Here is a 26507-nt window from a genome sequence, read left to right as displayed (position 1 = left end):
GTGGGGAGCTGGGTGCGGGTGTTGCGCCAGGGGCGGGGGCCGGAGCCGCGCTTGCGGGAGCGCCAGGCAACGCCGACGGACGCCTGCCCGGTGGCGATCGCCGCGGCGAGGTGGGCGATGGTCGCGCAGGAGGCGCCGCCGCCGAAGCCGGTCCTGGCGAAGAAGGTCACGTCGCCCGCGCCGATGCACTTGGCGATCTCGACCTCGTCGGTCTCCTCCATGGTGTAGGAGGCGAAGGCGTCGACCTGGGAAGGGGGGATGCCCGCGTCGTCGAGCGCGGCGAGGATCGCGCGGCAGGCAAGGGTCTTCTCCGGGGCGTCGAGCCGGCGGGCGAAGGGGGTCTGTCCGATGCCGACGATCGCGGTGGCGTCCTTGAGCGCCGGTGAGCCCCTGCGTGCCGCGGCGGGTGCGGGGGCGGGTGCGGCTGCTGGTGTCGTGCTCCCCGTGGCCCTGGCCGTGACCGTCGTCGTCGCCGTTGTCGCCCTGGTCGCCATCGTCGCCTCCGCGCTCCGGTCGATCCGCCTGCCGTCCCCGGCGTTCTCCCTGCCCCTGTCGCTGCCGCCGGCACCGCTGCTGCTGCCACTGCCGTCGCCGCTGCAAGCGCTGCTTCCCCTGCTGACAGCGCGGAAGGGTATCGCTAATCTGACGAACAGTCAGCAGTGGGCCGGCCGGGGCGGCGGGGAGGGCACGCGATGCGCGGAGACCTGGAGTTCATGTCCCTACCCCGGCTGGTCCGCACAGCAGCCGCGCGTTACGGCGACCGCGAGGCCGTGGTCGAGGGACGGACCAGGATCGGTTTCGAGCAGCTCGCCGCCCGGATCGAGCGGGCCGCCGCCGGGTGCCTGGCGGCGGGCGTCGAGGCCGGCGACCGCGTGGCCGTCTGGGCGCCGAATACGCTCGACTGGATCGTCTCTGCCCTGGGAGCCGTCACGGCCGGCGCGGTCCTCGTCCCCGTCAACACCCGGCTCAAGGGCGCCGAGGCCGCCCACGTGCTCGGGCGCACCCGGGCGAAGCTCCTCTTCGTCACCGGCACCTTCCTGGGCACCTCCTACGTCGCTGCCCTGCGGCGGGCGGCGGGCGGTGCCCGCACGGCCCACGGCCACGGCCGCGACCGACGGCGGGGCTCCGAGGGAGCCGGGGCTGCGGCCGGGGCGGAGGCGGAGGCGGCGATGGGTACCGGGACGGGGACGGGGACGGAGCTCCCGCTGGCCGCGCTGCCGCACCTGGAGCAGGTGGTCGTGCTGGCCGAGGACGCCCCGTCGGCCCCGGGCTTCCGGACGTGGAAGGAGTTCATCGCGGCGGGGGAGGCGGTGCCGGCCTGGGCCGTACGGGCCCGGGCGAACGCCGTCAGCCCCGACGCCCCCTCGGACATCATCTTCACCTCAGGCACCACGGGCGAGCCCAAGGGCGTGGTCGTCACCCACGCCCAGACCCTGCGCACTTTCGGGGCCTGGTGCGACCTCGCCGGGCTGCGGAGAGGAGACCGCTATCTGATCGTCAATCCGTTCTCGCACACCTTCGGCTACAAGGCGGGAGTGCTCGCCTGCCTGATGCGCGGCGCCGTGATGGTGCCGCAGGCCGTCTTCGCGGCGGACACGGTGCTGGCCGGCATCGCGGCCGAGCGCATTACCGTGCTGCCCGGCCCGCCCACCCTCCTCCAGGCGCTGCTCGACCACCCGTCCCGGACGGCGTGCGCGTTGTCGTCGCTGAGGCTGGTGGTGACGGGAGCGTCGTCCGTCGATCCGCGGCTGGTCGAGCGGCTGCGGGCGGAGGCCGGCATTCCCACGGTGCTGACGGCCTACGGCATGAGCGAGGCCACCGGTGTCGTCACCATGTGCCGGCGCCACGACCCCGCCGAGGTCGTCGCGGGCACGGCGGGCCGGGCCCTGCCGGACACCGAGGTGAAGGTGGTCGGCGCCGACGGCAGGTCGCTGCCGCCGGGCACGCCGGGGGAGATCCTGGTGCGCGGCTATCAGGTCATGCGCGGCTACTTCGAGGAGCCGCGGGCCACGGCGGAGGCGATCGACGCGGACGGCTGGCTGCACACCGGTGACGTCGGCGTGCTGGACGGCGAGGGCAATCTGCGGATCACCGACCGGATCAAGGACATGTTCGTGGTCGGGGGCTTCAACGTGTACCCCGCGGAGGTGGAGCGGCTGCTCGCCCGTCATCCCGGCATCGCCGAGGCCGCCGTCGTGGGCGTGCCGGACCAGCGGCTGGGCGAGGTCGGCAGGGCCTACGTGGTCCGCAGGGGCGGCGGTCCCGCCCCGTCCGCCGACGAGCTGATCGACTGGGCGCGGCGCGAGATGGCGGCGTACAAGGTGCCGCGGGAGGTGGAGTTCGTCCCCGGGCTCCCGCGGAACGCGTCAGGCAAGGTGGTCAAGGCCGGATTGCGGCCGCCCGGCGGAACGGCGGCGACCTGAGAGGCACACCGAGCCCTGAGAGGGACACCGAGCCCTGAGAGGGACACAAGGAGGGCATGAGGGGGAACAACGGCGCGGCCCACGGCGCTCTGCGGACCGGGGGGTGAAGATGGCCCCCGGAGCCCCGAGCGTGAACGAGGTGGATGGGATGCCGCTGTCGGCCGAAGAGCGTGAGAAGTTCCTGGCAGGCCCGCACGTGGGGGCGCTCGCCGTCGAGGCCGGCGGGGGACGCGGACCGGTGAACGTTCCCGTCTGGTATGTCTACCGTCCGGGCGGCGAGGTCGTACTCGTCACCGGCCGCGCCTCCCGCAAGGCGCAGCTCATCGCGGATGCCGGGCGATTCACGCTCTTGGTGGACCAGACGTCTCCGACGTACCGGTACGTCTCCGTCGAGGGCGAGCTCGTGTCGCTCGAAACGGCGACGGAAGAGCTGGCGAGGGAGATCGCCGTCCGTTACCTGCCGACGGAAGCGGCGGTGGACGCGCACGTGGAGAGGATCATGGCCGATCCGGAAGCGGTCGTGGCGATCAGGATGCGGCCGCGGCACTGGCACTCGGCCGACCTGGGTGGCGCGAGCTGACGGGCGGGGCCGGAGCCGCCGCCGGGCCCGGTGCGCCTAGCGCGCCGCTGCGGCGTCGGGGCCGGCCCAGATGGTGCCGTGGTCGTCGCGGCCTCCGGTGCCGTGGTCGTCACGGCCGCCCGTGCCGTGGTCGTCGCCTCCGATCGGCTGCGCGGCCTGCGTCTGGACGGACGGCGTCGCGATGGTGCCGTGGTCGTCGGCGGCCGCGGTGCCCGCCGTGGCGAGCGCTCCGGCACCGGCCATGGCGGTTATGGCGGCTATGACCAGGGCCCTCTTTGCGCGCCTGCTCGTACGGTTCATGTCCGACTCCTCTGATTCGGGGGTAGTGATGCAGTGGTCGTGCAGTGGTCGTGCCAGTGGTGGCGCATGGCGATGCAGTGGTGGTGCACGTGCGGGCGAACGTAGCGGGTGAGGAGAGCTACGTCCGCCTTTCCGACCGAAGTGCTTACGTGAACTCCGGTCTCTCTGCGGGCAGTCCGGCGCCGTTGGGCGCATGACCGCAGGGGTCGGCGTCGACGGCTTCCCCTCCGTGCTGCCGACGCCGGCCCCTGACAGTCCCCCGTTGGACCTCCCTGTTCAGTTGTTGTGCGGTCCCCCGTTGCTTTCCCCCGTTGCTCTTTTCTTCGTTGCTTCCCCCGTTGCTTTGCTTCCCCCGTGTGTTTCCCCCGTGGTGTTTCCCCCGTGCGATGGCGCCTTTCTCCCCGTCCGACGCCCCCCGTACTGCTCATTGCGTCGGACGACCCCCGTTGGAAATCCCCCGTTGGATCCCCCGTCGTGCGTTTCTCCCGTACGTCCCCCGTAGGTCCCCCGTACGTCCTTCGTACGTCCCCCGTCGTACGTTCCCCCGTACGTTTCCCCCGTCGTACGTCGTGCCCGGGTGCGTTCCCTGCGGTTCTTCCTCCCCCGGAACGTCCCCGTGTGGTGCTCTCCCCCTTGGGTCCCCCGGCCGGGGGATTCCTGCCCGCCGATGTCTCCGGCCAGAAATCCCCCGTCCCGGGGGCCGATCAGATCAGCCCGGGTTTGGGCTTGTCCCCGGTGGGGTGGTCGTCCATGGCGACCGTCTCGTCACTCGGGAGACGTTTCTTCTTCAGGGTGTTCCGGTCCGTGAGGACGACGGGCTCACCGATGGTGGCGTGGTCGTCCGGCGGCGGGGCGAACTGCTGCCCCGCGAACGAGCCCCCGGTGGGATGGTCGTCCTGCGGTGTGGCCACGCCCGGCGTGAGCCTCGGCTCATCGCTCATAGCGATCAACTCCGATGGGTCGGTGCGAGTCGTTTGGCGTGAGGGGTTGGTGCTGGGATGCAGAACCCGCCCGGCGACTCCCCCGATGGCCGCCGGACGGGGACTGGGGCTGTCACCCCTGAGGTGAGGCCTCACCTACGACCCGTCTGCCCCCCGACGCGACGGATCGACAGGACTCAGACTGCCCTGTCGCGATAAACGATCGATGAACGGGCACGTGACAGCGTTTTTCCGGGCCTGTACGGCTCCGCCGACGGCCCCGGGGGAGCCCCCTGGAAGTGCCCGGGGCCCTCGGAAGGACGGTCCCCGCGCCCTACGGCACTTCCGCCCCCGGCACTGCACACGCAGGATTCCGCTTGGCGTCCTGCCGACCGGCTACCTGTCCGCTACCCCGGAGCGCAGCGTTCCACCCACCGGCAGCAGCCGGTCCGGGCAGCCGGTCTACGCGGCCTGCACCACCGACAGCAGCCTCCGTACCTCAGCCGCCTCCGACGACCCCAGCTGCTCGTAGACCGCCAGCGCCTCCGTCCAGCACGCCCGCGCCCGGCCCGGCTGCCCCAGCGCCTCCAGCGCGCGCCCCAGGACGGTCAGGACGTTGCTGCGCCGCCACTCGCCGCCGATGCCGCGGAGCTTCAGCGCCTGCTCGGCGTGGTGGGCGGCGGCCGTCGGCCGCCCGGCCAGGAGGTGGACCTCGGCCATCCGGTAGTGGGTCATGCCCTCCCAGAGCCGCTGCCGGTTGTCGATGAAGATGGGCATGGCCTCGTTCAGCTGCCGCAGCGCGTCCTCGTACCGCCGCGCCCGGGTGAGCGCCAGCCCGTACGTGTAGAGGCCGTTCGCGATCCGCCAGCTGACGTTGATCTCCCGGAAGATGCCGATGGCCTGCTCGGCGAGCTCGACGGCCGAGGCGGAGCGCCCGGTGTCGAGGTGGACCCGTGCGAGGTTGCTGAGGGCGGTCGCCTCGCAGGGGCGGTTGCCGTCCTCGCGGAAGCACTCCAGGGCCTGCCTGATGTACGCCTCCGCGTCGTCGTAGCGGTGCTGGTAGATGGCGACGATGCCGCGGTTGTTGGAGGCGTACCCGCACGGGATGGGGTCCTCCGTGGCGCGGCCGAGGAGGACGGCGTGCAGGGCGTGCTCGTCGGCCTGGGCGAAGCGGCCCGCAAGGCTGTTCACGTGCGTGAGAACCGTCCGGGCGCGGCCTTCGGCCCGGGCGTCCCCGGCCTCCTGCGCGGCGGCCAGCAGCGCCGTGGCGGCCTGTTCGTAGAGCCGGAAGTCGGCGCCGGACTCGGCGAGGTCCTTGGCGGCCAGCAGCAGGTCGACGGCGCGGCGCAGCGTTTCGCCGCTGGCGGACGCGTGCTGGCGGACGCAGGCCAGCAGGCAGCCGGCCTCGGCGAACAGCCAGTCGCCGGCCGCGCCCCGGTCGGTGAAGACGAGCCCCGGGTGGGTGGTCGGCGTCAGGTGGGCGAGGAGCTGGTCGCCGGGCCGCTCCAGGACGTACACGCCGGCGGCCGTCGCCAGGTAGAAGTCCAGGAGCCGGGACAGGGCGGCCTGGCGCTCCTCGGGCGGCTGTTCGTCCCGCTCGGCGCATGCACGCGCGTAGAGGCGTACGAGGTCGTGGTAGCGGTACCGGCCGGGTGCGGCGGACTCCAGCAGGGACGTGTCGACGAGCGACTCCAGCAGCTCCTCGGTCGCATCGACGTCCAGGTCGAGGACCGCCGCCGCGGCCGCCAGCGAGATGTCCGGCCCGTCCGCGAGCCCCAGCAGCCGGAAGGCGCGGGCCTGGCCCGGCTCCAGCTGCCCGTAGCCCAGCTCGAAGGTGGCCTTGACGGCGAGGTCGCCGGCGCGCAGCTCGTCGAGGCGGCGCCGCTCGTCGCCGAGCTTGCGGGCCAGCACCGAGACCGTCCAGGTCCGGCGGGCGGCGAGGCGGGAGGCGGCGATGCGGATGGCGAGCGGCAGGAAGCCGCAGGCCGCGACGACGTCCATCGCGGCGTCCCGCTCGGCCTCCACGCGCTCGGCGCCGACGATGCGGGTGAACAGCACGAGCGCCTCGTCCGGGCTCATCACGTCGAGGTCGACAAGATGGGCGCCGGCGAGGCCGACCATGCGCGTGCGGCTCGTGACGAGGGCCGCGCAGCCTTCCGTGCCGGGCAGCAGCGGGCGGACCTGGGCGGCGTCCCGGGCGTTGTCCAGGAGGGCGAGGACGCGGCGTCCGTCGAGGGTGGAGCGGAAGAGCGCGGACCGTTCCTGCACCCCTTCCGGAATGGCGTCGTCCGGGATGCCGAGCGCCCGCAGGAACGATCCGAGCACCGCTTCCGGCTCGGCGGGCAGGGGGCCCGCGCCTTGCAGGTCCACGTACAGCTGGCCGTCCGGGAAGTGGTGCCGCGCGGCGTGCGCGACGTGCACCGCCAGCGTCGTCTTGCCGACGCCGCCGATGCCCGCGACCGCCGACACGGCCATCACGCGGCCGTCGCACGTCGCGAGCTGGTCGCCGAGCTCGTCGACGAAGGCCGCGCGCCCGGTGAAGTCGGAGACGGTGGCGGGCAGCTGCGCGGGCCGGATGAACGCCGGGCCGGCGCAGGGCCGGTCGTCGGGGACGAAGGGCAGGGCGAGGTCGGCGTCGGCGTTGAGGATGCGCTGCTGGAGCTCGGAGAGCTCAGGACACGGGTCGACGCCCAGCTCGTCGGCGAGGAGCCGGCGGGTGTCTGCGTAGACGGCGAGGGCCTCGGCCTGCCGGCCGCTGCGGTAGAGGGCGAGCATCAGCAGCTCGCGCAGCCGCTCGCGCAGCGGGTGGGCGGCGGTCAGTGCGGTCAGCTCCGAGACGGCCTCGGCGTGGCTGCCCACCTCCAGGTCCAGGTCCAGCCGGGTCTCGATGAGCGACAGCCGCCACTCCTCCAGGCGCGTGCGCTGGGTCTCCGCGTACGGGCCGGGCAGGCCGGCCAGCGGCTCGCCGTCCCACACGCCGAGGGCCTCGTTGATGAGGTCGCGGGCGCGGTGGCGGTCGCCGGACGCGCGCGTCTTCTCCGCCTCCGCCACGAGGTGCTCGGCCCGGTCGATGTCCAGGCAGCCGAGGCCGACCCGGACGGCGTAGCCCCCGGACTCGCTGACCAGGACGTCGGCGTCCCGGCCGAATGCCTTGCGCAGCCGCGAGGCGTAGGTGCGCAGCGCGGCGAGGGCGGCGTGCGGCGGCTCGTCGCCCCACAGTGCGTCCACCAGCTCGGGCGCGGTGGCGGTCCGGCCGCCGCGCAGCAGCAGTGCGGCGAGGAGCGCCCGCTGCTGCGGCGAGCCGGTGTTCAGCAGTTCCCTCCCGCGGCGGGCCCGGACGGGCCCGAGCACGGTGAATCGGAGCGGCTGCCCGTGCCCTGTGTCGCCGGCCATGGTGACCCCCTGCTTGTCCCGCTCGGTCGCACGGCCAGTCTGCCTTGTCCGGGGGCTCTGCGTCAGCAGGGGTCCGGCCTCTCCACAAGGCCTGCCGAAGACCGTCGCACGCCTGCGTCCGCAGCTTACTGACGAAGCGTCAGATCATCGCTACCGTGTCGGCCATGGAGAGCATCCCCCGCATCATCTCGGTGGACGATCACACGGTCGAGCCTCCTTGCGTCTGGTCGGACCGGCTACCGGCGAAGTTCCGCGACGTCGGGCCGCGGGTCGTGCGCGCGCCCGTCAAGGAGCTGACCTTCGTCGGCGGAAGGTTCGCTCCCGTCATGGGCGCCCCGGGTGACGACGGCCCGAAGGCGGACTGGTGGATCTATGAGGATTTGCACCGTCCGCTCACGCGGCTGGATACCGCCGTCGGATACTCCAGGGACGACGTCAGACTGGAGGGGATCACGTACGAGCAGATGCGCCCCGGTTCCTTCGGCGTCCCCGAACGACTGGCCGACATGGACCGCAACCACGTCCAGTCCGCGCTGTGCTTCCCCACCTTCCCCCGCTTCTGCGGCCAGACCTTCACCGAGGCCTCGGACCGCGAACTGGCCCTCCTGTGCGTGCGCGCCTACAACGACTGGATGGTGGAGGAGTGGTGCGGCCCGCAGGCGCACGGCCGTCTCGTCCCCCTCGGCATCGTCCCCCTGTGGGACGCGGAGCTGGCCGCCGCCGAAGTCCGCCGCAACGCCGCACGCGGCGTGCGCGCCGTCTGCTTCTCCGAGATTCCCCCGCACCTCGGCCTCCCCTCCATCCACACCGACGCCTGGGACCCCTTCCTGCGCGCCTGCGCCGAGACCCGCACCGTCATCGCCATGCACATCGGCTCCTCCTCGCGCATGCCGTCCACCTCGGCCGACGCGCCGCCCGCCGTCGGCTCCGTCATCACCTTCGCCAACTGCTGCTTCTCGCTCGCCGACTGGCTCATGTCGGGCGCCTTCGAGCGCTTCCCGGAGCTGCGGATCATGTACGCCGAGGGGCAGATCGGCTGGATCCCGTACGTCCTGGAGCGCGCCGACGTGGCCTGGGAGCAGAACCGCGCCTGGGGCGGCGTCGCGGACAAGGTCACGCGGCCGCCGTCCGAGCTCTTCGCCGGACACGTCCACGGCTGCTTCTTCGACGACGCCTTCGGCCTGCGCAACCTCGACGCGATCGGCGCCGGAAACGTCCTCTACGAGACCGACTACCCGCACTCCGACTCCACCTGGCCGCGCTCGAAAGAGGTCGCGGAGCAGCAGATGGCGCACCTGCCGCCGGACGTGACCGAACGCATCGTCCGCGGCAACGCGATCGAACTGCTGGGCCTCACGGAGGAAGGGCTCTGGGCGCATGCCGCGCGGTGAGGAACCGCCCCCGGCCGCCGGCCGGCAGGGGCGCTCCGCCGGTCCGCCCCCGCCCGCCGGTCCGCAGGCGCCGGCCCCCGCCACCGGCCTGCAGGTGCTGCCGCCGGGCCGCCTCTCCTTCGGTATGCAGCTGCCGATCACCTCCCTCAGCACCCTCTACGCCGAGCCCTGGGAGGTCGAGGCGGGCCCCGCCGAGCTGCGGCGGGTTGCCCGCGCGGCCGACCGGCTCGGCTTCGCCTACCTCGCCACCTGCGACCACGTCGCCGTCCCCGTCCGCCTGGCCGCCGCCATGGGCACCGTCTGGTACGACCCGGTGGCCACGCTCGCCCACCTCGCCGCCGTCACCGAGCGCACCCTGCTGCTCAGCCACGTCGCCGTGGCCGCGCTGCGGCATCCGCTCGCGCTCGCCAAGCAGTACGCGACCGTCGACCGGCTCGCGGACGGGCGGCTCGTCCTCGGGGTCGGGGCCGGGCACGTGCGGGAGGAGTTCGAGGCGCTCGGCGTCGGCTTCGGGCGGCGCGGCGCGCTCCTGGACGAGACGATCGACGCGCTCAAGGCGGCGCTCGGGCCCGCCGAGTTCCCGCGGTTCAGGGGCCGCCGCTTCGCCTTCCACGGCCTCGGCCAGGCGCCCCGGCCCGTCCGCACGCCGCGGCCGCCCATCTGGGTCGGCGGCTCCTCGCCCGCCGCGCTGCGCCGGGCGGCGCTCCGGGGCGACGGCTGGCTGTCGCAGGGCGACCGGCGCGAGGAACTGCCGCAGCGCGTCGCCGAGCTGCGGCGGCTGCGCGCGGAGGCCGGCAGGGACGGTCCCTTCGCGATCGGGGCGATCTCCGAGGCGCTCTACGTCGGGACGCCGGCCTGGGACACCGGAGGCCGCACGCTGACGGGCGCGCCGGAGTCGCTCGCGGAGTCGCTGCGGGCGTACCGGGCGATGGGCGCGGACCAGATACAGGTGCGGTTCCGCTCGCGTGACGCGTCCGAACTGCTCGCTCAGATGGAGGCGTTCGCGGAGGAGGTGGCTCCGCTCCTCAACGGGTAGTCACTGGCGGACGGAGTGCGCGGAGTACGGACGCAGTACGAGCGGAGTACGGGCGGAGTACGGGCGGAACAGGGGATCCGAAGGGGCCATCATGGGCAAACTCGACGGCCGCGTCGTGCTGATCACGGGCGCGGCGCGCGGACAGGGCGAGCAGGAGGCGCGGCTGTTCGCCGCGGAGGGTGCGAAGGTCGTCCTCGCGGACGTCCTGGACGAGCAGGGCAGCGCCGTGGCGAAGGAGCTGGGCGCCGACGTGGCGCGCTACGTCCACCTCGACGTCGGCGAGGAGGCGGACTGGCCGGCCGCGATCGACGCCGCCAAGGAGGCGTTCGGCTCGCTCGACGGCCTCGTCAACAACGCCGGGATCGTGCGTGCCCGTGCGCTGGTCGACACCTCCGCGCAGGAGTTCGTGGAGGTCTGCCGCGTCAACCAGCTCGGCACGTTCCTCGGCATGCGCGCGGCCGCGCCCGAGCTGATCGCGGCGGGCGGCGGCACCATCGTCAACACGTCGTCGATCGCCGCCCTCTCCGGCATGCTCCTGCTCTCCGCCTATTCGGCCTCGAAGGCGGCCGTTCTCGCCATGACCCGCGTGGCGGCGCTGGAGCTGGCGCCCAGGGGCGTACGGGTCAACGCCATGTGCCCGGGAGCGATCGACACCCCCATGACCGATCCGGCCGCCCTCGACCCCTCCGCCGACCCCGCCGGTGCCGCGGAGCGGGCCGCCGCGTTCTACCGGAAGGCGGTGCCCCTGGGCCGGATCGGGCGCCCGGAGGAGATCGCGCGCCTCGCGCTCCACCTGACGTCGGAGGATTCCTCGTACGTGACCGGGCAGCATTTCGTGGCGGACGGAGGGTGGGCGACCGGGTTGCCGCTGGGCGGCTGAGGGCGTGGTCATGGCGGCCGACGGCGTCTTGACGTCGTCAGGGGCCGGTGCCAGAGTCTCAGCAGCCAGCGATCTGACGGCGCGTCAGACATAGAGAAAACCTGAACGGACGGACGGTGAACCTCCGTGGAATTCGGGATCTTCGTGCAGGGGTACGTTCCGGAGGGCCGGCGGCGGGACGACCCCCGGGCCGAGCACCACGCGCTGATGGAGGAGACCGAGTACGTCATCCAGGCCGACCGGTCGGGCTTCAAGTACGCCTGGGCCTCCGAGCACCACTTCCTGGACGAGTACTCGCACCTCTCCGCCAACGACGTCTTCCTCGGCTACCTCGCGCACGCGACCGACCGCATCCACCTCGGCTCCGGCATCTTCAACCCGCTGCCGCAGGTCAACCATCCCGTCAAGGTCGCCGAGAAGGCCGCCATGCTCGACCACCTCTCCGGCGGCCGCTTCGAGTTCGGCACCGGGCGGGGCGCGGGCAGCCACGAGATCCTCGGGTTCCTGCCGGGCATCACCGACATGGACCGCACCAAGGAGATCTGGGAGGAGACGATCGCCGAGTTCCCCCGGATGTGGCTCGCGGAGGAGTACCCCGGCTTCGAGGGCAAGCACTGGTCCCTGCCGCCGCGCAAGGTCCTCCCGAAGCCGTACGGGCCCGCGCATCCCCCCATGTGGTACGCGGCCGGCTCGCCCTCCTCGTACGCGATGGCCGCCCGCAAGGGGCTCGGCGTCCTGGGCTTCAGCGTGCAGAAGGTCGCCGACATGGAGTGGGTCGTCGACTCGTACAAGACGGCGATCGCCGGGGCCGAACCCGTCGGCGCGTACGTCAACGACAACGTCATGGTCACCTCCACGGCCATCTGCGCGGAGACGCACGCGAAGGCGGTGGAGATCGCGGCCGCGGGAGGCCTGCACTACCTCCAGTCGCTGCTCTTCCGCTACCACGACACGTTCCCCCGCCCCGAGGGCATACCGCGCTGGCCGGAACTGCTGCCCGAGTACACCGAGGAGGTCATCGAGCTGCTCATCGCCGAGGAGCTGATGATCTGCGGCGACCCGGACGAGGTGTTCCGGCAGTGCAAGCGGTGGGAACAGGCGGGCGCGGACCAGCTCTCGTTCGGACTGCCGGTCGGCGTGCCGTACGAGGACACGATGCGGACGATCCGGCTGATCGGGGAGCACGTCATCCCGAAGATCGACACGGATCCGGTGCACCGGACGACGCGTATGCGGCGGGCGGGCTGAGGGGCCCCTTTGGCTGGGGCCCCTCCTTCGTGCGACAGAGCCCCGGTGGGGTGCCCCGTGTGACGGGTCCCCCCCCGTGACGGATCCCCCCGTGACGGATCCCCCGTGTGACAGGTCCCCCGTGCACCGGGGCGGCGGCCTCCCGGATTCGCCGTCCCGGCCCCGGCCTCCGGCGGTTCGTTGCGCACGTGCCTGTTCCGGTGGCGGGAATTCCGCCGGCCCCTCGCCGTCGTGGCGGTTCTCCCCCAGCTACCGCTGGGAGGTGCCCCCATGCGGCGGGGACTTCTTCTTCGGAGGGTGACAGCTGCCATGCTCGACCACCTGATCAGGCGCGCCACCGTCATCGACGGCACCGGAGCACCCTCCTACGCCGCCGACGTCGGCATCCGGGACGGGCGCATCGCCCTCGTCCGCCGCCGCTCGGCGCCCCTGGTGCAGGCCGGCGGGCGGGTGGGGGAGCGGGCCCGGACCGAGGAGGACGCCTCCGGGCTCGTCCTCGCCCCCGGCTTCGTCGACCCGCACACCCACTACGACGCCCAGCTCTTCTGGGACCCGTACGCGACCCCGTCCCTGAGCCACGGCGTCACCACGGTCGTCGGCGGGAACTGCGGCTTCAGCCTCGCGCCGCTCCACCCCGCGCGACCCGCCGACGCCGACTACACGCGGCGCATGCTCAGCAAGGTGGAGGGCATGTCCCTGGCCGCCCTGGAGGAGGGCGCGCCCTGGGACTGGACGTCCTTCGGGGAGTACCTGGACGCCCTGGACGGGCGGATCGCCGTCAACGCCGGCTTCATGGCCGGGCACTGCGCACTGCGCCGCTGCGCGATGGGCCCTGATGCCGTCGGCGGCCAGCCCGACGCGGCGCAGCTGCGGCACATGACCGCCCTCCTGCACGAGGCGATGGAGGCGGGCGCCTGGGGCCTGTCCACCACGCAGTCGTCCACCCACTCCGACGGCGACGGCCGCCCCGTGGCGTCCCGGCACGCGCGCCCCGCCGAACTGCTCGCGCTCGCGGCGGCCGTCGGCGAGCACGAGGGCACCCAGATCGAGGCGATCGTCAGCGGCTGCCTCGACCGCTTCGAGGACGACGAGATCGACCTGCTGACGGACATGAGCACGGCCGCCGGGCGCCCCCTCAACTGGAACGTCCTCACCATCGACGCCGCCGTCCCCGGACGGGTGCCCCGCCAGCTCGCCGCGAGCGAGCGGGCCCGCGCCGCCGGCGGCCGGATCGTCGCCCTCACCATGCCCGTCCTCACGCCCATGAACATGTCCCTGGGCACGTTCTGCGCGCTGAACCTCATCCCCGGCTGGGGCGAGATCCTCGCCCTGCCCGTACCGCACCGCATCACGGCCCTGCGCGACTCCGCCGTCCAGGCCGGCATGCTGCGGCGCGCCCACAGCCCCGAGGCGGGCGTCTTCCGGCGCCTGACCGACTTCGGGCGGTACGTGATCGGTGACACGTACGCGAAGGAGAACGACGGCCTGACCGGGCGGGCGGTCGCCGACATCGCCGCCGAGCGCGGCACCGCGGACCCCTTCGCGTGCCTGGTGGAGATCTGCGCGGCCGACGAACTGCGCACCGTCCTGTGGCCGATGCCCACCGACGACGACCCGGCCAGCTGGGAGCTCCGCCGGAGCACCTGGAACCACCCCGACGTGCTGCTGGGAGGCTCGGACGCGGGGGCGCACCTGGACCGGATGTGCGGCGCCCCGTACACGACGCGCTTCCTGGGCGACTGCCTGCGCGGCCGCAAGCTGGTGCCGGTCGAGCGCGCCGTGCAGATGCTGACGGACGAGCCGGCGCGCCTGTTCGGGCTGCGGGGCCGCGGCCGCATAGCCGAGGGGTACGCGGCCGACCTGGTCCTCTTCGACCCCGGCCGCATCGACGCCGGCCCGGCCACGCTCGTCCACGACCTGCCGGGCGACGGGCCGCGGCTGGACTCGCGGGCGGTGGGCGTGGTGAGCGTACGGGTCAACGGCGTGGAGACGGTGCGGCACGACGTGGTGACGGGGGCGCTGCCGGGGACGGTGCTGCGCTCGGGGAGGGACACGGAGACGGTGGGGACGGCGTAGAGGGTGGGGGCGGCAGAGACCACAGGGACGGCGCGGCCGCGGGACGGGAAATTTTTGAATGGGGGCAAATGGGACGGAGGTGCGGTTCCCGTACCCGGAAGAACCGCCGCCGCGGCCTTAGGGTTACCGGCCGTAACGAGCGTAGCGCCTTCGTTTGCCAGGTCAACTGCCCGGCGGAGGTGCGAAGTTCGTGGTCCGGTTCCTGGACGGTGAGCCTCCGGCTGCGGAAACAGCACCCCCTACCGTCCTGCCCATGGTTCAGGTAGACCCGCGGCCCGGGGCCGGAGACACGGTAGCGAGCGTCACCGGCGCGGCCCGGCGGCCCGGCAAGGGCCTGAGCGGCAACTCCGTGGGCCTGCTCGGCAGCGCGGTCATCGGCATCTCCACCGTCGCCCCCGTCTACTGCCTGACCTCCACCCTCGGCCCCACCGCGGGCCAGGTGGGCGTGCAGATGCCCGCCGTCTTCCTGGCCGGTTTCCTACCGATGCTGCTGGTCGCCTTCGCGTACCGCGAGCTCAACAAGGCCGTCCCCGACTGCGGTACGTCCTTCACCTGGACGGTGCAGGCGTTCGGTCCGCGCGTCGGCTGGATGTGCGGCTGGGGCCTCGTGATCGCCACGATCATCGTCCTGTCGAACCTCGCGGGCGTGGCGACGTCCTTCTTCTACCTTCTCCTCGGGCAGCTCACGGGCAGCGACGCCGTGACCGCCCTGGACGGGAACCGTCCCGTGCACGTGGCGACGTGCCTGGTCTTCATCGCCGTGGCGACGGCCGTCAGCTACCGCGGCATGACCGCCACGAAGGGCGTGCAGTACGCGCTGGTGGCCCTGCAACTCGCCGTCCTGGCCGTCTTCGTGGCGATGGCCCTGACTAAGGCCCGCTCGGGCGATCTGCCCGCCTCCATCGGCTTCTCCTGGAGCTGGCTGAACCCGTTCGCCGTGCAGTCGTTCGCGGCCTTCACGGCGGGACTGTCGCTGTCCGTCTTCATGTTCTGGGGCTGGGACGCGTGCCTGACCGTCAACGAGGAGACGGAGGGCAGCGCGAAGACCCCCGGCCGGGCCGCGCTCCTCGCCATGGTCGTCCTCGTCGGTTCGTACCTGCTGACCGCCGTCGCCGCCCAGATGTTCGCCGGCACCGGCGACGAGGGTACCGGCCTCGGCAACCCGGAAACCGCCGGCAACGTCTTCGCCGCGCTCGCCGACCCGGTCATGGGCACGGCCCTGGGCGTGCTGCTCTTCGTGGCCGTCCTCGCCTCCGCGGCCGCCAGCCTCCAGACGACGTTCCTGCCCGTTGCCCGCACGGTGCTGGCCATGAGCGCCTACGAGGCCCTGCCGCCGTCCTTCGCCCGCATCCACCCGCGCTTCAAGTCCCCGGGCCGGGCCACGGTCGCGGCGGGCGTCGCCACCGGCGTCTTCTACGCGACCATGAGCTTCCTGAGCGAGAACGTCCTCATCGACACGATCTACGCCCTCGGGCTGATGATCTGCTTCTACTACTCGATCACGGCGTTCGCGTGCGCGTGGTACTTCCGCGGCGAGCTGGGCCGGTCCGTACGCGACGCCCTCTTCAAGGGCGTGTTCCCGGTGCTGGGCGGGGCTCTGCTGGCGGCCGTGTTCGGCAAGACGCTGTACGACATGTGGGACCCGGCGTACGGGAGCGGCAGCGCGGTGCTGGGCGTCGGCTCGGTCTTCGTGATCGGCGTGGGGCTGCTGCTGGTGGGCGTCGTGGTGATGCTGGTGATGCAGCGCCGCAGCCCGGCGTTCTTCCGGGGTGACGTGCTGACGCGGTCGACTCCGGCGCTGGTGGTGGAGGAGTAGGAGGAACGGCCGGGCGGGGTAGGAGGAACGGCCGGGCGGGGCCGGGGAGGCTGCCCGGCCCCGCCCGGCCGTTCCGTTCGGTCGGCCCGTGCCGCGGTCAGCCCGTCAGGGCGCTCAGGTCGATGTCCGCGAGCCGCTCCGGGTCCGTGAGGATGTCCAGGGCGGTGACCCGGCCGCCCCGGATGGTGAACGCCATGACCGACATCGCCCGGCCGTCCGCGACGGCGACCACGCCGGGGGTGCCGTTGACCAGCGCGGGAAGCGCCGCCTCGGCGAAGCGGGCGAACATGATCGCCTGGGAGGCGACCTCGGCCGCGCCGCGGCGCAGCGCGCCCGGACGCAGCGCACCGCCGTCGGAGCGGGCCACGATGTCCGGGTCGAGAACGGCGACGAGGGCGTCGAAGTCGCCGCCGCGCGCGGCGGCAAGGAAGGCGTCCACGACGCGGCGGCGGGCGGCCAGGTCGCTGTCCGGCGCCGGGGCCTGGCCCTGCACGCGGCGGCGGGCACGGCTGGCGAGCTGCCGGGTCGCGGCGGGCGTGCGGTCGATGACGCCCGCGATGTCGTCGAAGGGCACGTGGAACATGTCGTGCAGGACGAACGCGAGGCGTTCGGCAGGGGCGAGGGTCTGCAGGACGACCATGAGGGCGATGCCGACCGAGTCGGCCAGCAGGACCTCCTGCTCCGGGTCGATGCGGTCTGCGCCGCTGATGACGGGGTCGGGGAGGCGGACCAGTTGCCCGTCCTGGTCGTGGAGCGGCTCCTCGTGCCGCGTGGCGCGCGAGCGCAGCAGGTCCAGGCATACGCGGCCGGTGACGGTGGTGAGCCAGCCGCCGAGGTTCTCCACCTCGCTGACGTCGGAGCGGCTCAGCTTGAACCACGTCTCCTGCACGGCGTCCTCGGCCTCGGCGAGCGAGCCGAGCATGCGGTAGGCGACGGCCTTCAGGTGCGGCCGGTGCGCCTCGAACTGCCGGGCCAGAAAAAGTTTCGGATCTTTCTCGTTCATCTGTCACATCCCCCTGTTCCGATCCGTCATGAAGGTGACGGACAACGACGGCGGCGACGCCGGTACGGAGGATTTGATCATGACGACTTCGACCATGACTGCCCGCATGAAGAACCCCGCGCAGGTCCTGCCCGACGCCATGAAGGGCATCCAGCACCTCTTCGCGGCCATGCACCAGGGCGGGGTCCCCCAGGAGATCCTGGAGCTGGTCCACCTGCGGGCCAGCCAGATCAACGGCTGCAGCGTGTGCGTGTACGGGGGCGTGGCGAGCGCGAAGAAGGCCGGGATGAGCGACGACAAGCTGCACACCGTCGCCGCCTGGCACGAGTCCCCGTTCTTCACCGACGCCGAGCGCGCGGCGCTGGCGCTGGCCGAGTCCGCCACGCGGCTCGCCGACCACACGGGCAAGGCCGTGCCGGACGAGATATGGGACGCGGCCGCCGACCACTTCGACGAGAAGCAGCTCGCCGCGATCATCCTCATGGTGGCCACGACCAACTTCTTCAACCGCCTCAACGCGACGATCGAGGAGCCGGCGGGAGCGACCTGGAGCTAGGCCCTGCAGGCGCGGGCAGGGGGACTGCCTTTATGACGGCCAGCGGCCGGTCTTGACCTCATTTATGAACGACGACCACGCCGCGGCGGGGGTGACGAACGCGGGCCCGTTCCGTTGTTTCGAGTCGCGTATGCCGACGTGGTCGGCGAGAACCGATACCGATACGCATGTGCCCCCGTTGTCCTGGTTGCTGTGCGAGGACTTGAACCAGGCTGACTCGTCGGCCACATCGAGGGATCTGAGGTAGGCGTTAATGGTCTTCGACCTCTCTCGCTAGTCGGTGCAGGAACTCAGCGGTTTGGGACGGTGCCAGTGCCCCGTCGCGCATCGCGTCGAACCTGCGGTTGTACTTCCAGACCTCGCGCTTCCTGTCGGACACCGTTGTGCCTGCAGATCCTTCGTCCATGACGACGGGGTCGAGGCCGTAGCCGAACTCCAGGAGAACGAAGTTGGAGGTCGCCCGAAAGGTGCTGCGAGCCAGCGGAACGATCTGGACTGTCACATGATCGAGTGCCGCCATGCGCTCGATCTCCAGATACTGCTCGCGCATGATGTCCGGACTGCCGACCATCCGACGGAGGGCGGCCTCGTCCAGAATGACGCGCAGTTCTACAGGGTCGTCGCAGGTGAGGATGCTCTTGCGCGCCATGCGAAGGGCGACCGACTGGTCAACGAACTCACTTGTCCTCTCCTCTACGTGCTTCGCGCTCATGAACAGAGCACGAGCGTAGTTCTCGGTTTGGAGGAGGCCGAAGACTACCTGTGAGTGCCAAGCGCGCATGGTGTGAGCGTCGGCCTCCAGGCCCACGTACAACGTCGTGCCCGACGGCATGACGTTCTGGTAGGGCCTGTACCAGTCCTTGCTGAGCGAGTCACGGTGGAGTGCAAGCAGCTGGTCACGGTCGTCCGGGTCGGTGACGCCGTAGAAATCGAGCAGGTCTTCCAGGTCGCGGACGCGCGGGAGCTGGTTGTGTCCGGACTCGACCCTGTGGAGCTTGGTGTGTGAGCTCTCGATGGCCTCGGCGGCTTCCTTTGTGCTGTACCCCTTCCTCTCCCGAAGGCGGCGGAGCTCTTTGCCCAGCTCCCTCCGACGGAACGTCGGACCGCGTCGTGCTGCCACTTTGAGCCCTCCCGGTGCTGTACCCCGTGCCGCGTCCCCTGTACCCCGAGGGCGCGCCCATGCTGGTTCGCGACAAGGCTCAGTTGCACCCCGGGAGTGGGTCTGTTGGCAGTCTTCCACCCCCTGTCCATTGACGTGCAAGCCATGCCCAGGGTTGGGCATATGCCAATTCTTCTAAGAACTTTGAGAGCGCTTGTGAGTGAACGTTCCGCCGCGGGACCGTAGTTAGGCCAGCCCCCCCACCCACTCGCAAGGGAGCCGACCCATGCCTCCATACCCCCGCACCGCCCACACCGGCGGAGGCCTCACCTACGGGCTGCACCCCGCCGAGGGAACCGGCGTCGACGCCGCCATCCGCGACGCCATCGCCATGAACCGCTGGCTCCCCGCGCCCAGCCGGGTGGAGGCCGTTACCCAGCAGCTCCGGGCCTACATCGGTGAGGCGACCGCCGCGCTCGAAGGGGACACCCGCGAGGAAGCCGTCGCCGTCGTGCGCGAGGCGCGGCACCGGGTCAGGCTGGGGGCCGGGGACGGGTACACGTCGGCGATCACTTACGCGCGCGGCCTCGGGCTCGTGGCCAAGGAGCTCCGCGACCTCCGGCGCGGGCTGCGGTGAGGGGCGCCCGGCCCTGGGGCCGCCTCCGCACCTGGTGGTGCCTGTACGGGCAGTTCTCCCGGCCCGTACGCCTCGTCCGGCCGAGCCGGCGCCGGGCCCACGCCGCCGTCCGGGCGCGCTACGCGGACCCCGGGTTCCTCGACGAGTCCCTTCACCGGCTCACCCTGCGCATCAAGGTGGTCTCGCTGCCGCACAGCAGCGGCCCGCCCGCTCTCACGCCCCCGCCGGAAGGCTGCTGCACATGCGGTGCGGGCGTCGTCGTCGCCGCTAGCGCCCCACAGGCGTAGTCGTCCCGCACGCCGGGTCCGTCGCCGCCGGCGGGCAGTTGTTGCCGTCCGTGTCGGACGTGACCTTGCTGGTCAGGCGGGAGTCGCCCGCGGGCGAGGCGGCGACCCGTACCGCGTACTGGATCGTGGCCTTGGCCCCGGAAGGCAGGTCGCCCTGCCAGTGCAGTTCGGGGGGCGAGAAGGAGGCCGTGCCGGCGTCGGCCGCCGTGGAGGCGGGGAGGATCGTCGCGTCGTCCGTCACGCCGGAGAGGTCGTCGGTGATCGCCGCGCCCGTGATCGCGGTCGTGCCGGTGTTGGTCACCGTCACGGTGTAGTGGACCGTGTCCCCGGGGCGCGCCGATGTCCGGTCGGTGGTCTCGGCGATTCTGATCGAGGTCGCCATGGTGTCGAACGGCGCCGCCGGCACCATGGCCGCACCGGTGATCACCCCGACGCCCACCAGGAAGGCGACGAGGGTCAGAACTCTGGGCAGACGATCAGGCAAGACGGGTCCCCTCTCCCTGCACGCATCCCTGCGTGCATCCCGGCACGCGTTCGGTGGAGAGATGGCTTGCACCGGACCATGAGCGTTACCCGTAAACCGCCCCAAGGGATGAAAAGAGCCCGCAGAGCCCGCCCTGCTCACCTCTCGCCCAGGAACACCGGGTTCGTCATCGCCACCATCGGGCCCGGCACCCCGGGCGTCCCGCCCTCCGCCGCCGGGCGGCGGACCTCTGCCCGTACGTATGCCGCGTACGACGGCGTCGTCCGCCATTCGATCGTTCCGGCGCGGACCGGGGTCGTGAAGAGGGGGCCCTGGTCGGTGACGAAGGTCGCCGTGCAGTCCGCCGGGACACCGGAGACCGTCAGCCGGGCCGTCACCGGGGTGTCCCGCCCCACCTCCAGCCGTTCGCCGATGCCCGCGTGCCGGCCGCGCCCGCCCGTGACCTCGAAGGACAGCCGTACCGCCGACGACTCCGCGATCCAGCTGCGGCCCGTCCGGAGGCCCGCCTGCAGGGCCTCCCGCGACAGGTCGTCCGCGAGGACCACCGTCTGGGGCAGCCCGACGACCTGCGGTTCGCGGTGGGCGTCGCTGTTGCCCATGGCGGGCAGCCAGCGACCGCCGTCGCGTACGGACGCGACGAGCATCGCGTCCCACGCCGCCACCGCCATCTCGTCGTCCGGTGTGTAGGGGCCGTTCCACACCTCGACCGCGTCCGCTTCCTCGAAGCCGAACTTCCAGTTGCAGCCGACGCAGGGCCCGTAGGGGTGCGCGGGGACGACCAGGCCGCCCGCCCGCCGGATCCGGCGGGCGAACCGGCCGAAGGCGCCGTCGCGGGCGCGGTAGCGCCAGTCGATGAAGACGCCGGGGTCCGTGCCGAGGGCGACCAGATGGCCGTTGCGCGTGGTGACCTCCTCTCCCGTGAGGACGAGGAGGTCGTCGCCCCACAGGCCCTCCCAGGCGGCGTGCGCCGACGTCGTGTTGTGCTCGGTGGTCGTGATCCAGTCCAGGCCGGCCGCCCGCGCCGCGGCCGCGATCTCGGCGGGGGTGCGCTTGCCGTCGGAGTGGACGCTGTGCAGGTGGTTGTCGCCCCGGTACCAGGCGCGGCCCCGGCCGCGGGCGCGCTGTGGCGGGTACACCGGCTTCGGGGGCCCGCCGGACCGCGCCGTTCCGTATCGGAGCGTCACCTTCACCTCGTAGGCCAGGCCCTGCGGTGCGACCGTGTACGGGCCCAGCACCACGTGCCAGGTGCCGGGGCGCACCGGCCCCGGCAGATAGCCGGGCGTGGCCCGCTCGGCGCTGATCGCGAACTCCGTCCGCGCGCCGCCCGACCAGCCGCGGAAGCCCGCCCCGCCGAGCTCTGTGCCGCGCTCGTCGAAGATGCCGATGTCGCAGGCGTTGCCCTGCGTGCCGGCGGGCACGGTCGGCCGGTCGTACGAGTAGGAGACGGCGATCTCGCGCACGCCGGGGGGCACTTCCACGGGCAGGTACACGTAGTCGGGGGCTCCGGCCGGCAGCCGTCCGGAGACCGTGCGGGTCACCGCCGCTGCCCCGGCGTCTCCGGCGTCCTCGGCGTTCCCGGCCTCCTCGGCGTCCCTCGCGAAGGTCACGGTGTCGAGCGTAGCGAGCGCGGGCACGCCCGCCGCTCCCGCAACAGCCGTGGCCGTCGCCGTCGCCGTTCTGAGCAGGTCGCGCCGCGGCATCCGTCTCATCAGCGTCCTCCCCGTGCCTCAGTGCCGTGCCTCAGTGCCGTGCCAGTGCCGTGTCTCCTGCCGGAAGCGTCTCCTGAGGGCACTGTTGTACGCCTCCATGGCGCGCAGGGGTACGGCGCCGGTCCGCCATTGCGACATTTGCGTGTCCGCCCCGCCCCGCCGGTGACCCGCCGGGCTCATTTGGGCTTACGGTGAGCCCCAGCCCACGACCCGGGACGCCAAGGAGGTGCCGCCGCGTGCGGATCGCAACCACGGTCTTCCTCACCGACGAGACGATCAGTCCGGTCCGGCTCGCGGTCGAGCTGGAGCAGCGGGGCTTCGACGGCCTGTATCTGCCGCAGCACACGCACATCCCGGTCAGCCGGGAGACGCCTGCCCCGGCGGGCGATCCGCTGCCGCGCGAGTACGGCCGGGCCCTCGATCCGCTGGTGGCGCTGGCGCAGGCCGCGGCCGTCACGGAGCGGATCGGGCTCGGGACGGGCGTCCTGCTGATCGCCCAGCACGATCCGATCGCGCTGGCCAAGCAGATCGCGACGCTCGACTTCGTCAGCGGCGGGCGCTTCACGCTGGGCATCGGCTACGGCTGGAACGTGGAGGAGGCCGCCGACCACGGCGTCGACTGGAAGACCCGGCGGGACCTCGTACGCGACCGGATGGCCTTGATGCGGGCGCTGTGGGCGGAGGAACCGACGGGCTACCGCGGCGAGTTCGGCGCGGTCAGCGCGAGCTTCGCGCATCCCAAGCCGCTGCGGACGCCGCGCTCGCGCGGGACGGACGTGCCGCACCTGCTCGGGCCGCGCACGCTGATCGGGGGAGCCGCCGGGCCGAAGCTGTTCGCGCACGTCGCGGAGTACGCGGACGGCTGGATGCCGGTCGGCGGGAGCGGTCTGAAGGAGGCGATCCCGCGGCTGCGGCGGGCCTGGCAGGAGGCCGGGCGGCCGGGCGAGCCGCAGGTCGTGCCGTACGCCGTGCACCCGTCGGCGGGGAAGCTCGCCTACTTCGCGGAGCTGGGGCTCGCCGAGGTCGTGGTGGGGCTGCCGTCGGCGGGGGAGACGGAGATCCTCCAGGCGCTGGACGCCCATGCCGAGTTCCTGTGACGGGGTCCCGGCGACTTCCTGTTTCGGGGCCCCGGCGACTTCCTGTGACGGGGCCCCGGCGACGGCGGCCGGGCGACCGCGCCCGGAGGACGGACGGCACCCGGGCGACCGCGGCCGGATGACCGCGCACGGATGACCGCGCCCGAACGGCGGGCGGCACCCGCACGGCGGACGGCACCCGGAGCCCAGCCGGAGGCGGCCTCCGTATGGCGTGACCAGTCGCACACGGATCACTACCCGGCCTCCTCCGGACGCCCCGTCAGCCGCTCGTATGCTCGGACAATGACTTCCACCCCGCAGCCCCCGCAGGGACCCGCACCGACCGCCAACGCCATGCGGCGCGCGCTCAAACGCGCCCGGGACGGCGTGGCGCTGGACGTCGCCGAGGCCGCCGTGCTGCTCCAGGCCCGCGGCGCCGACCTGGAGGACTTGTGCGCGTCCGCGGCGCGGGTGCGCGACGCGGGGCTGGAGGCCGCCGGGCGCCCCGGCGTCATCACGTACTCGAAGAGCGTCTTCATCCCCCTCACCCGCCTCTGCCGGGACAAGTGCCACTACTGCACCTTCGCCACCGTCCCCGGCAAGCTGCGCCGCGCGGGCGAAGGCATGTTCATGTCCCCGGACGAGGTCCTGGACATCGCCCGCCGCGGCGCCGCGCTCGGCTGCAAGGAAGCGCTCATCACCCTCGGCGACAAGCCGGAGGACCGCTGGCCCGAGGCCCGCGAGTGGCTGGACGCGCACGGCTACGACGACACCATCGCCTACGTGCGCGCCGTCTCCATCCGCATCCTGGAGGAGACCGGGCTCCTGCCGCACCTCAACCCGGGCGTGATGACCTGGACGGACTTCCAGCGGCTCAAGCCGGTGTCCCCGTCCATGGGGCTGATGCTGGAGACCACGGCCGAGCGGTTGTGGAGCGAGCCCGGCGGGCCGCACTACGGCTCGCCCGACAAGGCCCCCGCCGTGCGGCTGCGGCACCTGGAGGACGCCGGCCGCAGCTCCGTCCCCCTCACCAGCGGTCTGCTGATCGGCATCGGGGAGACGTACGAGGAGCGCGCCGAGTCGCTGTTCGCGCTGCGCCGCGTCGCCCGGGCGTACCACGGCATCCAGGAACTCATCATGCAGAACTTCCGCGCCAAGCCGGACACGGCGATGCGCGGCATGCCGGACGCCGAGCTGGACGAGCTGGTCGCCACCGTCGCCGTCGCCCGGCACATCATGGGCCCCTCCGCGTGCCTGCAGGCGCCGCCGAACCTGGTGGCCGGCGAGTACGCGCGGCTCATCGGCGCGGGCATCGACGACTGGGGCGGCGTCTCGCCCGTCACCCCCGACCACGTCAACCCCGAGCGGCCCTGGCCGCAGATCGACGAGCTCGCCGAGCGGTCCGCCGCGGCCGGCTTCCGGCTGCGCGAACGGCTCGCCGTCTACCCCGAGTTCGTACGGCGCGGCGAGCCCTGGCTGGACCCGCGCATCCTGCCGCACGTCCGGGCCCTCGCCGACCCGGAGACCGGGCTGGCGAACGAGCACGCCGAGGTCAAGGGCCTGCCCTGGCAGGAGCCCGAGGACGTCTTCGTGCCCTCCGGCCGCACCGAACTGCACCGCGCCATCGACACCGAGGGCCGCACCGCCGACCGGCGCGACGACTTCGACGAGGTCTACGGCGACTGGGAGGCCCTGCGGGAGGCCGCCGCGCCCGGCATGGCGCCCGAGCGGATCGACGCCGACGTGCGGGCCGCGCTCGCGCAGGCCGCCGACGACCCCACCCGGCTCGCCGACGCCGAGGCGCTCGCCCTCCTCCACGCCGACGGGCCCGCCCTCGACGCGCTCTGCCGCATCGCCGACGACCTGCGGCGGGACGTCGTCGGCGACGACGTCACGTACATCGTCACGCGCAACATCAACTTCACCAACGTCTGCTACACCGGCTGCCGCTTCTGCGCCTTCGCCCAGCGGCGCACCGACGCCGACGCGTACACGCTGTCCCTGGAGCAGGTCGCCGACCGGGCCGCCCAGGCGTGGGACGTCGGTGCGGTCGAGGTCTGCATGCAGGGCGGCATCCACCCCGACCTGCCCGGCACGGCCTACTTCGACATCGCGCGGGCGGTGAAGGAGCGGGTGCCGGGCATGCACGTGCACGCCTTCTCGCCGATGGAGATCGTCAACGGCGCGTCCCGTACGGGCCTGTCCGTACGGGAATGGCTGACCGCGGCGAAGGAGGCCGGGCTCGACACGATCCCCGGCACGGCGGCCGAGATCCTCGACGACGAGGTCCGCTGGGTCCTCACCAAGGGCAAGCTGCCGGCCGCCACGTGGATCGAGGTCGTCAAGACCGCGCACGAGCTCGGGATCCGCTCCTCGTCCACGATGATGTACGGGCACGTGGACCAGCCGCGGCACTGGCTCGGGCACTTCCGGCGGCTCGTGGAGATCCAGCGGGAGACGGGCGGCTTCACGGAGTTCGTCACGCTGCCGTTCATCCACACCAACGCGCCCGTGTACCTCGCGGGCATCTCCCGCCCCGGCCCCACCATGCGGGACAACCGGGCGGTCACGGCCATGGCCCGGCTGCTGCTCCACCCGCACATCCCCAACATCCAGACGAGCTGGGTCAAACTGGGCGCGGAGGGGGCGGCGGAGATGCTCCGCTCCGGCGCGAACGACCTCGGTGGGACGCTGATGGAGGAGACGATCTCCCGCATGGCGGGCTCCTCGTACGGCTCGTACCGGTCGGTCCGGGACCTGGTCGCGATCGCGGAGGCGGCGGGGCGGGGGGCGCGTCCGCGGACGACGCTGTACGGGGAGGTGCCGGCGGAGCGGGTTGCGGTGGCGGCGGCGTCGGACGGGCATCTGCCGGAGTTGCTGCCGGTGCTGGAGGACTAGCGTCCGGTGAGGGCGGGGCGTTTCGGCTGACGTGGTGGCGGATTCCGCCGGACACGCGCCGTCGTGGCGGATCGCCGTTGCGGCGGGGGAATTGCCCCGGTCCCGCCCTTTCACCGTTTCCCGGGGCAAGCCCCGGACCCCGCGGGGCGAGCCGGGCCGGTTGCCCGGAGCCCCGGGGGCGGTCGGTCGGCGGGTGTCCGCCTGGGTGTGTGAGGCGGGCTCTCCTGGGGGCGGCCCCGGACCCGCAGGGCCCGGGGCCGGTTGCCCGGATCCCGCGGGGGCGGGCAGTCGGCTGGCGTCGGCCCGGGCGTGGGAGGCGGGCCCCGCGGGGCGCAGCCCCGGCCCCGCGGCTTCGTTGCCGGGTTGTCCCGGATGTTGCTGTCTTGTCGAGATGCCTCGACAGGACGGCGACCTCGCGCCGTTTAGGGTGGCCCGCATGTCTTGGCCTCAGAACCCTCAGCAGCCCCACCAGCCGCAGCAGCCACCGGAGGCCACGGCCGTCGACCAGCCGGCCGTGGCGCCGCCGCCCGGCGCGGTCCACCACCAGCCCACGGTCTTCGCACAGCCCGCCGCCACGCCGCCCGCCCCGGCGCCGAACGGCGGCGGCACCCACGCCCAGGCGACCGTCTTCGCCCAGCCCGCCGTGCAGCCGCCCGGCCCGCCCCCGCGGGATCCGGGCAACCGGCCCCGGGGCC

At 72.8% G+C, this 26507-nt stretch carries 21 protein-coding genes and 2 pseudogenes; 14 read left to right on the top strand and 9 right to left on the bottom strand.

The annotated features are described in order from the left end of the window. A pseudogene (locus ACSNOH_RS18925) lies at positions 1 to 494 on the bottom strand (hypothetical protein); the annotation flags it as partial. Between the two features lie 198 nt (positions 495 to 692). Here ACSNOH_RS18925 and ACSNOH_RS18920 point away from each other — a divergent pair. Continuing rightward, the gene (locus tag ACSNOH_RS18920; RefSeq protein WP_436722541.1) at positions 693 to 2423 is read left to right on the top strand and encodes an AMP-binding protein; all 1731 of its coding nucleotides are present in this window, start codon (positions 693 to 695) and stop codon (positions 2421 to 2423) included. 130 nt (positions 2424 to 2553) lie between these two features. After that, complete coding sequence (locus ACSNOH_RS18915) at positions 2554 to 3003, top strand: pyridoxamine 5'-phosphate oxidase family protein (RefSeq protein ID WP_436722540.1); 450 nt, start codon at positions 2554 to 2556, stop codon at positions 3001 to 3003. A 36-nt stretch (positions 3004 to 3039) separates the two neighbouring features. Here the strand turns inward: ACSNOH_RS18915 and ACSNOH_RS18910 are convergent, their stop codons facing one another. From ACSNOH_RS18910 to ACSNOH_RS18900, 3 genes are all read right to left on the bottom strand, one after another. Further along, the gene (locus tag ACSNOH_RS18910) at positions 3040 to 3303 is read right to left on the bottom strand and encodes a hypothetical protein (RefSeq protein ID WP_436722539.1); all 264 of its coding nucleotides are present in this window, start codon (positions 3301 to 3303) and stop codon (positions 3040 to 3042) included. A gap of 704 nt (positions 3304 to 4007) precedes the next feature. Continuing rightward, on the bottom strand, positions 4008 to 4244 hold the full coding sequence (locus tag ACSNOH_RS18905) for a hypothetical protein (protein WP_436722538.1): 237 nt from the start codon (positions 4242 to 4244) through the stop codon (positions 4008 to 4010). A gap of 441 nt (positions 4245 to 4685) precedes the next feature. Continuing rightward, complete coding sequence (locus tag ACSNOH_RS18900) at positions 4686 to 7616, bottom strand: AfsR/SARP family transcriptional regulator (RefSeq protein WP_436722537.1); 2931 nt, start codon at positions 7614 to 7616, stop codon at positions 4686 to 4688. A gap of 164 nt (positions 7617 to 7780) precedes the next feature. Between ACSNOH_RS18900 and ACSNOH_RS18895 the strand changes: the two genes are divergently transcribed. The 6 genes from ACSNOH_RS18895 to ACSNOH_RS18870 all read left to right on the top strand — a co-directional run bounded on the left by ACSNOH_RS18895 (position 7781) and on the right by ACSNOH_RS18870 (position 16063). Further along, entirely contained in the window at positions 7781 to 9007 is a 1227-nt protein-coding gene (locus ACSNOH_RS18895; protein WP_436722536.1) for an amidohydrolase family protein, read from the top strand. Positions 9008 to 9131: 124 nt separating this feature from the next. Then, a complete protein-coding gene (locus tag ACSNOH_RS18890; protein ID WP_436722545.1) occupies positions 9132 to 10043 on the top strand; it encodes a TIGR03619 family F420-dependent LLM class oxidoreductase in 912 nt (303 codons plus the stop codon). Between the two features lie 91 nt (positions 10044 to 10134). Next, positions 10135 to 10923 carry an SDR family NAD(P)-dependent oxidoreductase gene (locus ACSNOH_RS18885; RefSeq protein ID WP_436722535.1) on the top strand — a complete coding sequence of 263 codons (789 nt, stop codon included), beginning with the start codon at positions 10135 to 10137 and terminating at the stop codon, positions 10921 to 10923. A gap of 126 nt (positions 10924 to 11049) precedes the next feature. After that, positions 11050 to 12171 carry an LLM class flavin-dependent oxidoreductase gene (locus ACSNOH_RS18880; RefSeq protein WP_436722534.1) on the top strand — a complete coding sequence of 374 codons (1122 nt, stop codon included), beginning with the start codon at positions 11050 to 11052 and terminating at the stop codon, positions 12169 to 12171. Positions 12172 to 12480: 309 nt separating this feature from the next. Beyond that, complete coding sequence (locus tag ACSNOH_RS18875; protein WP_436722544.1) at positions 12481 to 14247, top strand: N-acyl-D-amino-acid deacylase family protein; 1767 nt, start codon at positions 12481 to 12483, stop codon at positions 14245 to 14247. A 253-nt stretch (positions 14248 to 14500) separates the two neighbouring features. After that, positions 14501 to 16063 carry an APC family permease gene (locus ACSNOH_RS18870; RefSeq protein WP_436722533.1) on the top strand — a complete coding sequence of 521 codons (1563 nt, stop codon included), beginning with the start codon at positions 14501 to 14503 and terminating at the stop codon, positions 16061 to 16063. Between the two features lie 97 nt (positions 16064 to 16160). Here ACSNOH_RS18870 and ACSNOH_RS18865 read toward each other — a convergent pair whose 3' ends face one another. Then, entirely contained in the window at positions 16161 to 17066 is a 906-nt protein-coding gene (locus tag ACSNOH_RS18865; RefSeq protein WP_436722532.1) for a sigma-70 family RNA polymerase sigma factor, read from the bottom strand. A 94-nt stretch (positions 17067 to 17160) separates the two neighbouring features. Between ACSNOH_RS18865 and ACSNOH_RS18860 the strand changes: the two genes are divergently transcribed. Next, the gene (locus ACSNOH_RS18860) at positions 17161 to 17622 is read left to right on the top strand and encodes a carboxymuconolactone decarboxylase family protein (protein ID WP_436722543.1); all 462 of its coding nucleotides are present in this window, start codon (positions 17161 to 17163) and stop codon (positions 17620 to 17622) included. Positions 17623 to 17652: 30 nt separating this feature from the next. Here the strand turns inward: ACSNOH_RS18860 and ACSNOH_RS18855 are convergent, their stop codons facing one another. Together ACSNOH_RS18855 and ACSNOH_RS18850 are read right to left on the bottom strand one after the other, a co-directional pair. Further along, positions 17653 to 17850, bottom strand: a complete 198-nt coding sequence (locus ACSNOH_RS18855; RefSeq protein ID WP_436722531.1) for a DUF397 domain-containing protein — start codon at positions 17848 to 17850, stop codon at positions 17653 to 17655. 22 nt (positions 17851 to 17872) lie between these two features. Further along, entirely contained in the window at positions 17873 to 18742 is an 870-nt protein-coding gene (locus tag ACSNOH_RS18850) for a helix-turn-helix domain-containing protein (protein WP_436722530.1), read from the bottom strand. 265 nt (positions 18743 to 19007) lie between these two features. Here ACSNOH_RS18850 and ACSNOH_RS18845 point away from each other — a divergent pair, with 265 nt between their 5' ends. Both ACSNOH_RS18845 and ACSNOH_RS18840 read left to right on the top strand, forming a co-directional pair. Next, positions 19008 to 19358 carry a DUF6415 family natural product biosynthesis protein gene (locus ACSNOH_RS18845; RefSeq protein WP_436722529.1) on the top strand — a complete coding sequence of 117 codons (351 nt, stop codon included), beginning with the start codon at positions 19008 to 19010 and terminating at the stop codon, positions 19356 to 19358. Beyond that, positions 19355 to 19645, top strand: a complete 291-nt coding sequence (locus ACSNOH_RS18840; protein WP_436722528.1) for a hypothetical protein — start codon at positions 19355 to 19357, stop codon at positions 19643 to 19645. The genes ACSNOH_RS18845 and ACSNOH_RS18840 overlap by 4 nt, the downstream gene beginning before the upstream one ends. Here ACSNOH_RS18840 and ACSNOH_RS18835 read toward each other — a convergent pair. Both ACSNOH_RS18835 and ACSNOH_RS18830 read right to left on the bottom strand, forming a co-directional pair. Then, the gene (locus ACSNOH_RS18835) at positions 19626 to 20129 is read right to left on the bottom strand and encodes a DUF7507 domain-containing protein (protein WP_436722527.1); all 504 of its coding nucleotides are present in this window, start codon (positions 20127 to 20129) and stop codon (positions 19626 to 19628) included. The two genes, ACSNOH_RS18840 and ACSNOH_RS18835, sit on opposite strands and share 20 nt — an antisense overlap. Before the next feature lie 137 nt (positions 20130 to 20266). After that, positions 20267 to 21829, bottom strand: a complete 1563-nt coding sequence (locus tag ACSNOH_RS18830; protein WP_436722542.1) for a CehA/McbA family metallohydrolase — start codon at positions 21827 to 21829, stop codon at positions 20267 to 20269. Between the two features lie 245 nt (positions 21830 to 22074). Between ACSNOH_RS18830 and ACSNOH_RS18825 the strand changes: the two genes are divergently transcribed. From ACSNOH_RS18825 to ACSNOH_RS18815, 3 genes and pseudogenes are all read left to right on the top strand, one after another. Next, on the top strand, positions 22075 to 22935 hold the full coding sequence (locus ACSNOH_RS18825; protein ID WP_436722526.1) for a TIGR03619 family F420-dependent LLM class oxidoreductase: 861 nt from the start codon (positions 22075 to 22077) through the stop codon (positions 22933 to 22935). A 282-nt stretch (positions 22936 to 23217) separates the two neighbouring features. After that, entirely contained in the window at positions 23218 to 25812 is a 2595-nt protein-coding gene (locus tag ACSNOH_RS18820; RefSeq protein WP_436722525.1) for a bifunctional FO biosynthesis protein CofGH, read from the top strand. Positions 25813 to 26248: 436 nt separating this feature from the next. Beyond that, positions 26249 to 26507: pseudogene (locus ACSNOH_RS18815) on the top strand (hypothetical protein); the annotation flags it as partial.

Source organism: Streptomyces sp. URMC 127, assembly GCF_051386535.1.
Lineage (GTDB): Bacteria > Actinomycetota > Actinomycetes > Streptomycetales > Streptomycetaceae > Streptomyces.
Note: the sequence above shows the minus strand (reverse complement) of the source record. Positions and strands in the feature narration are given on the sequence as shown.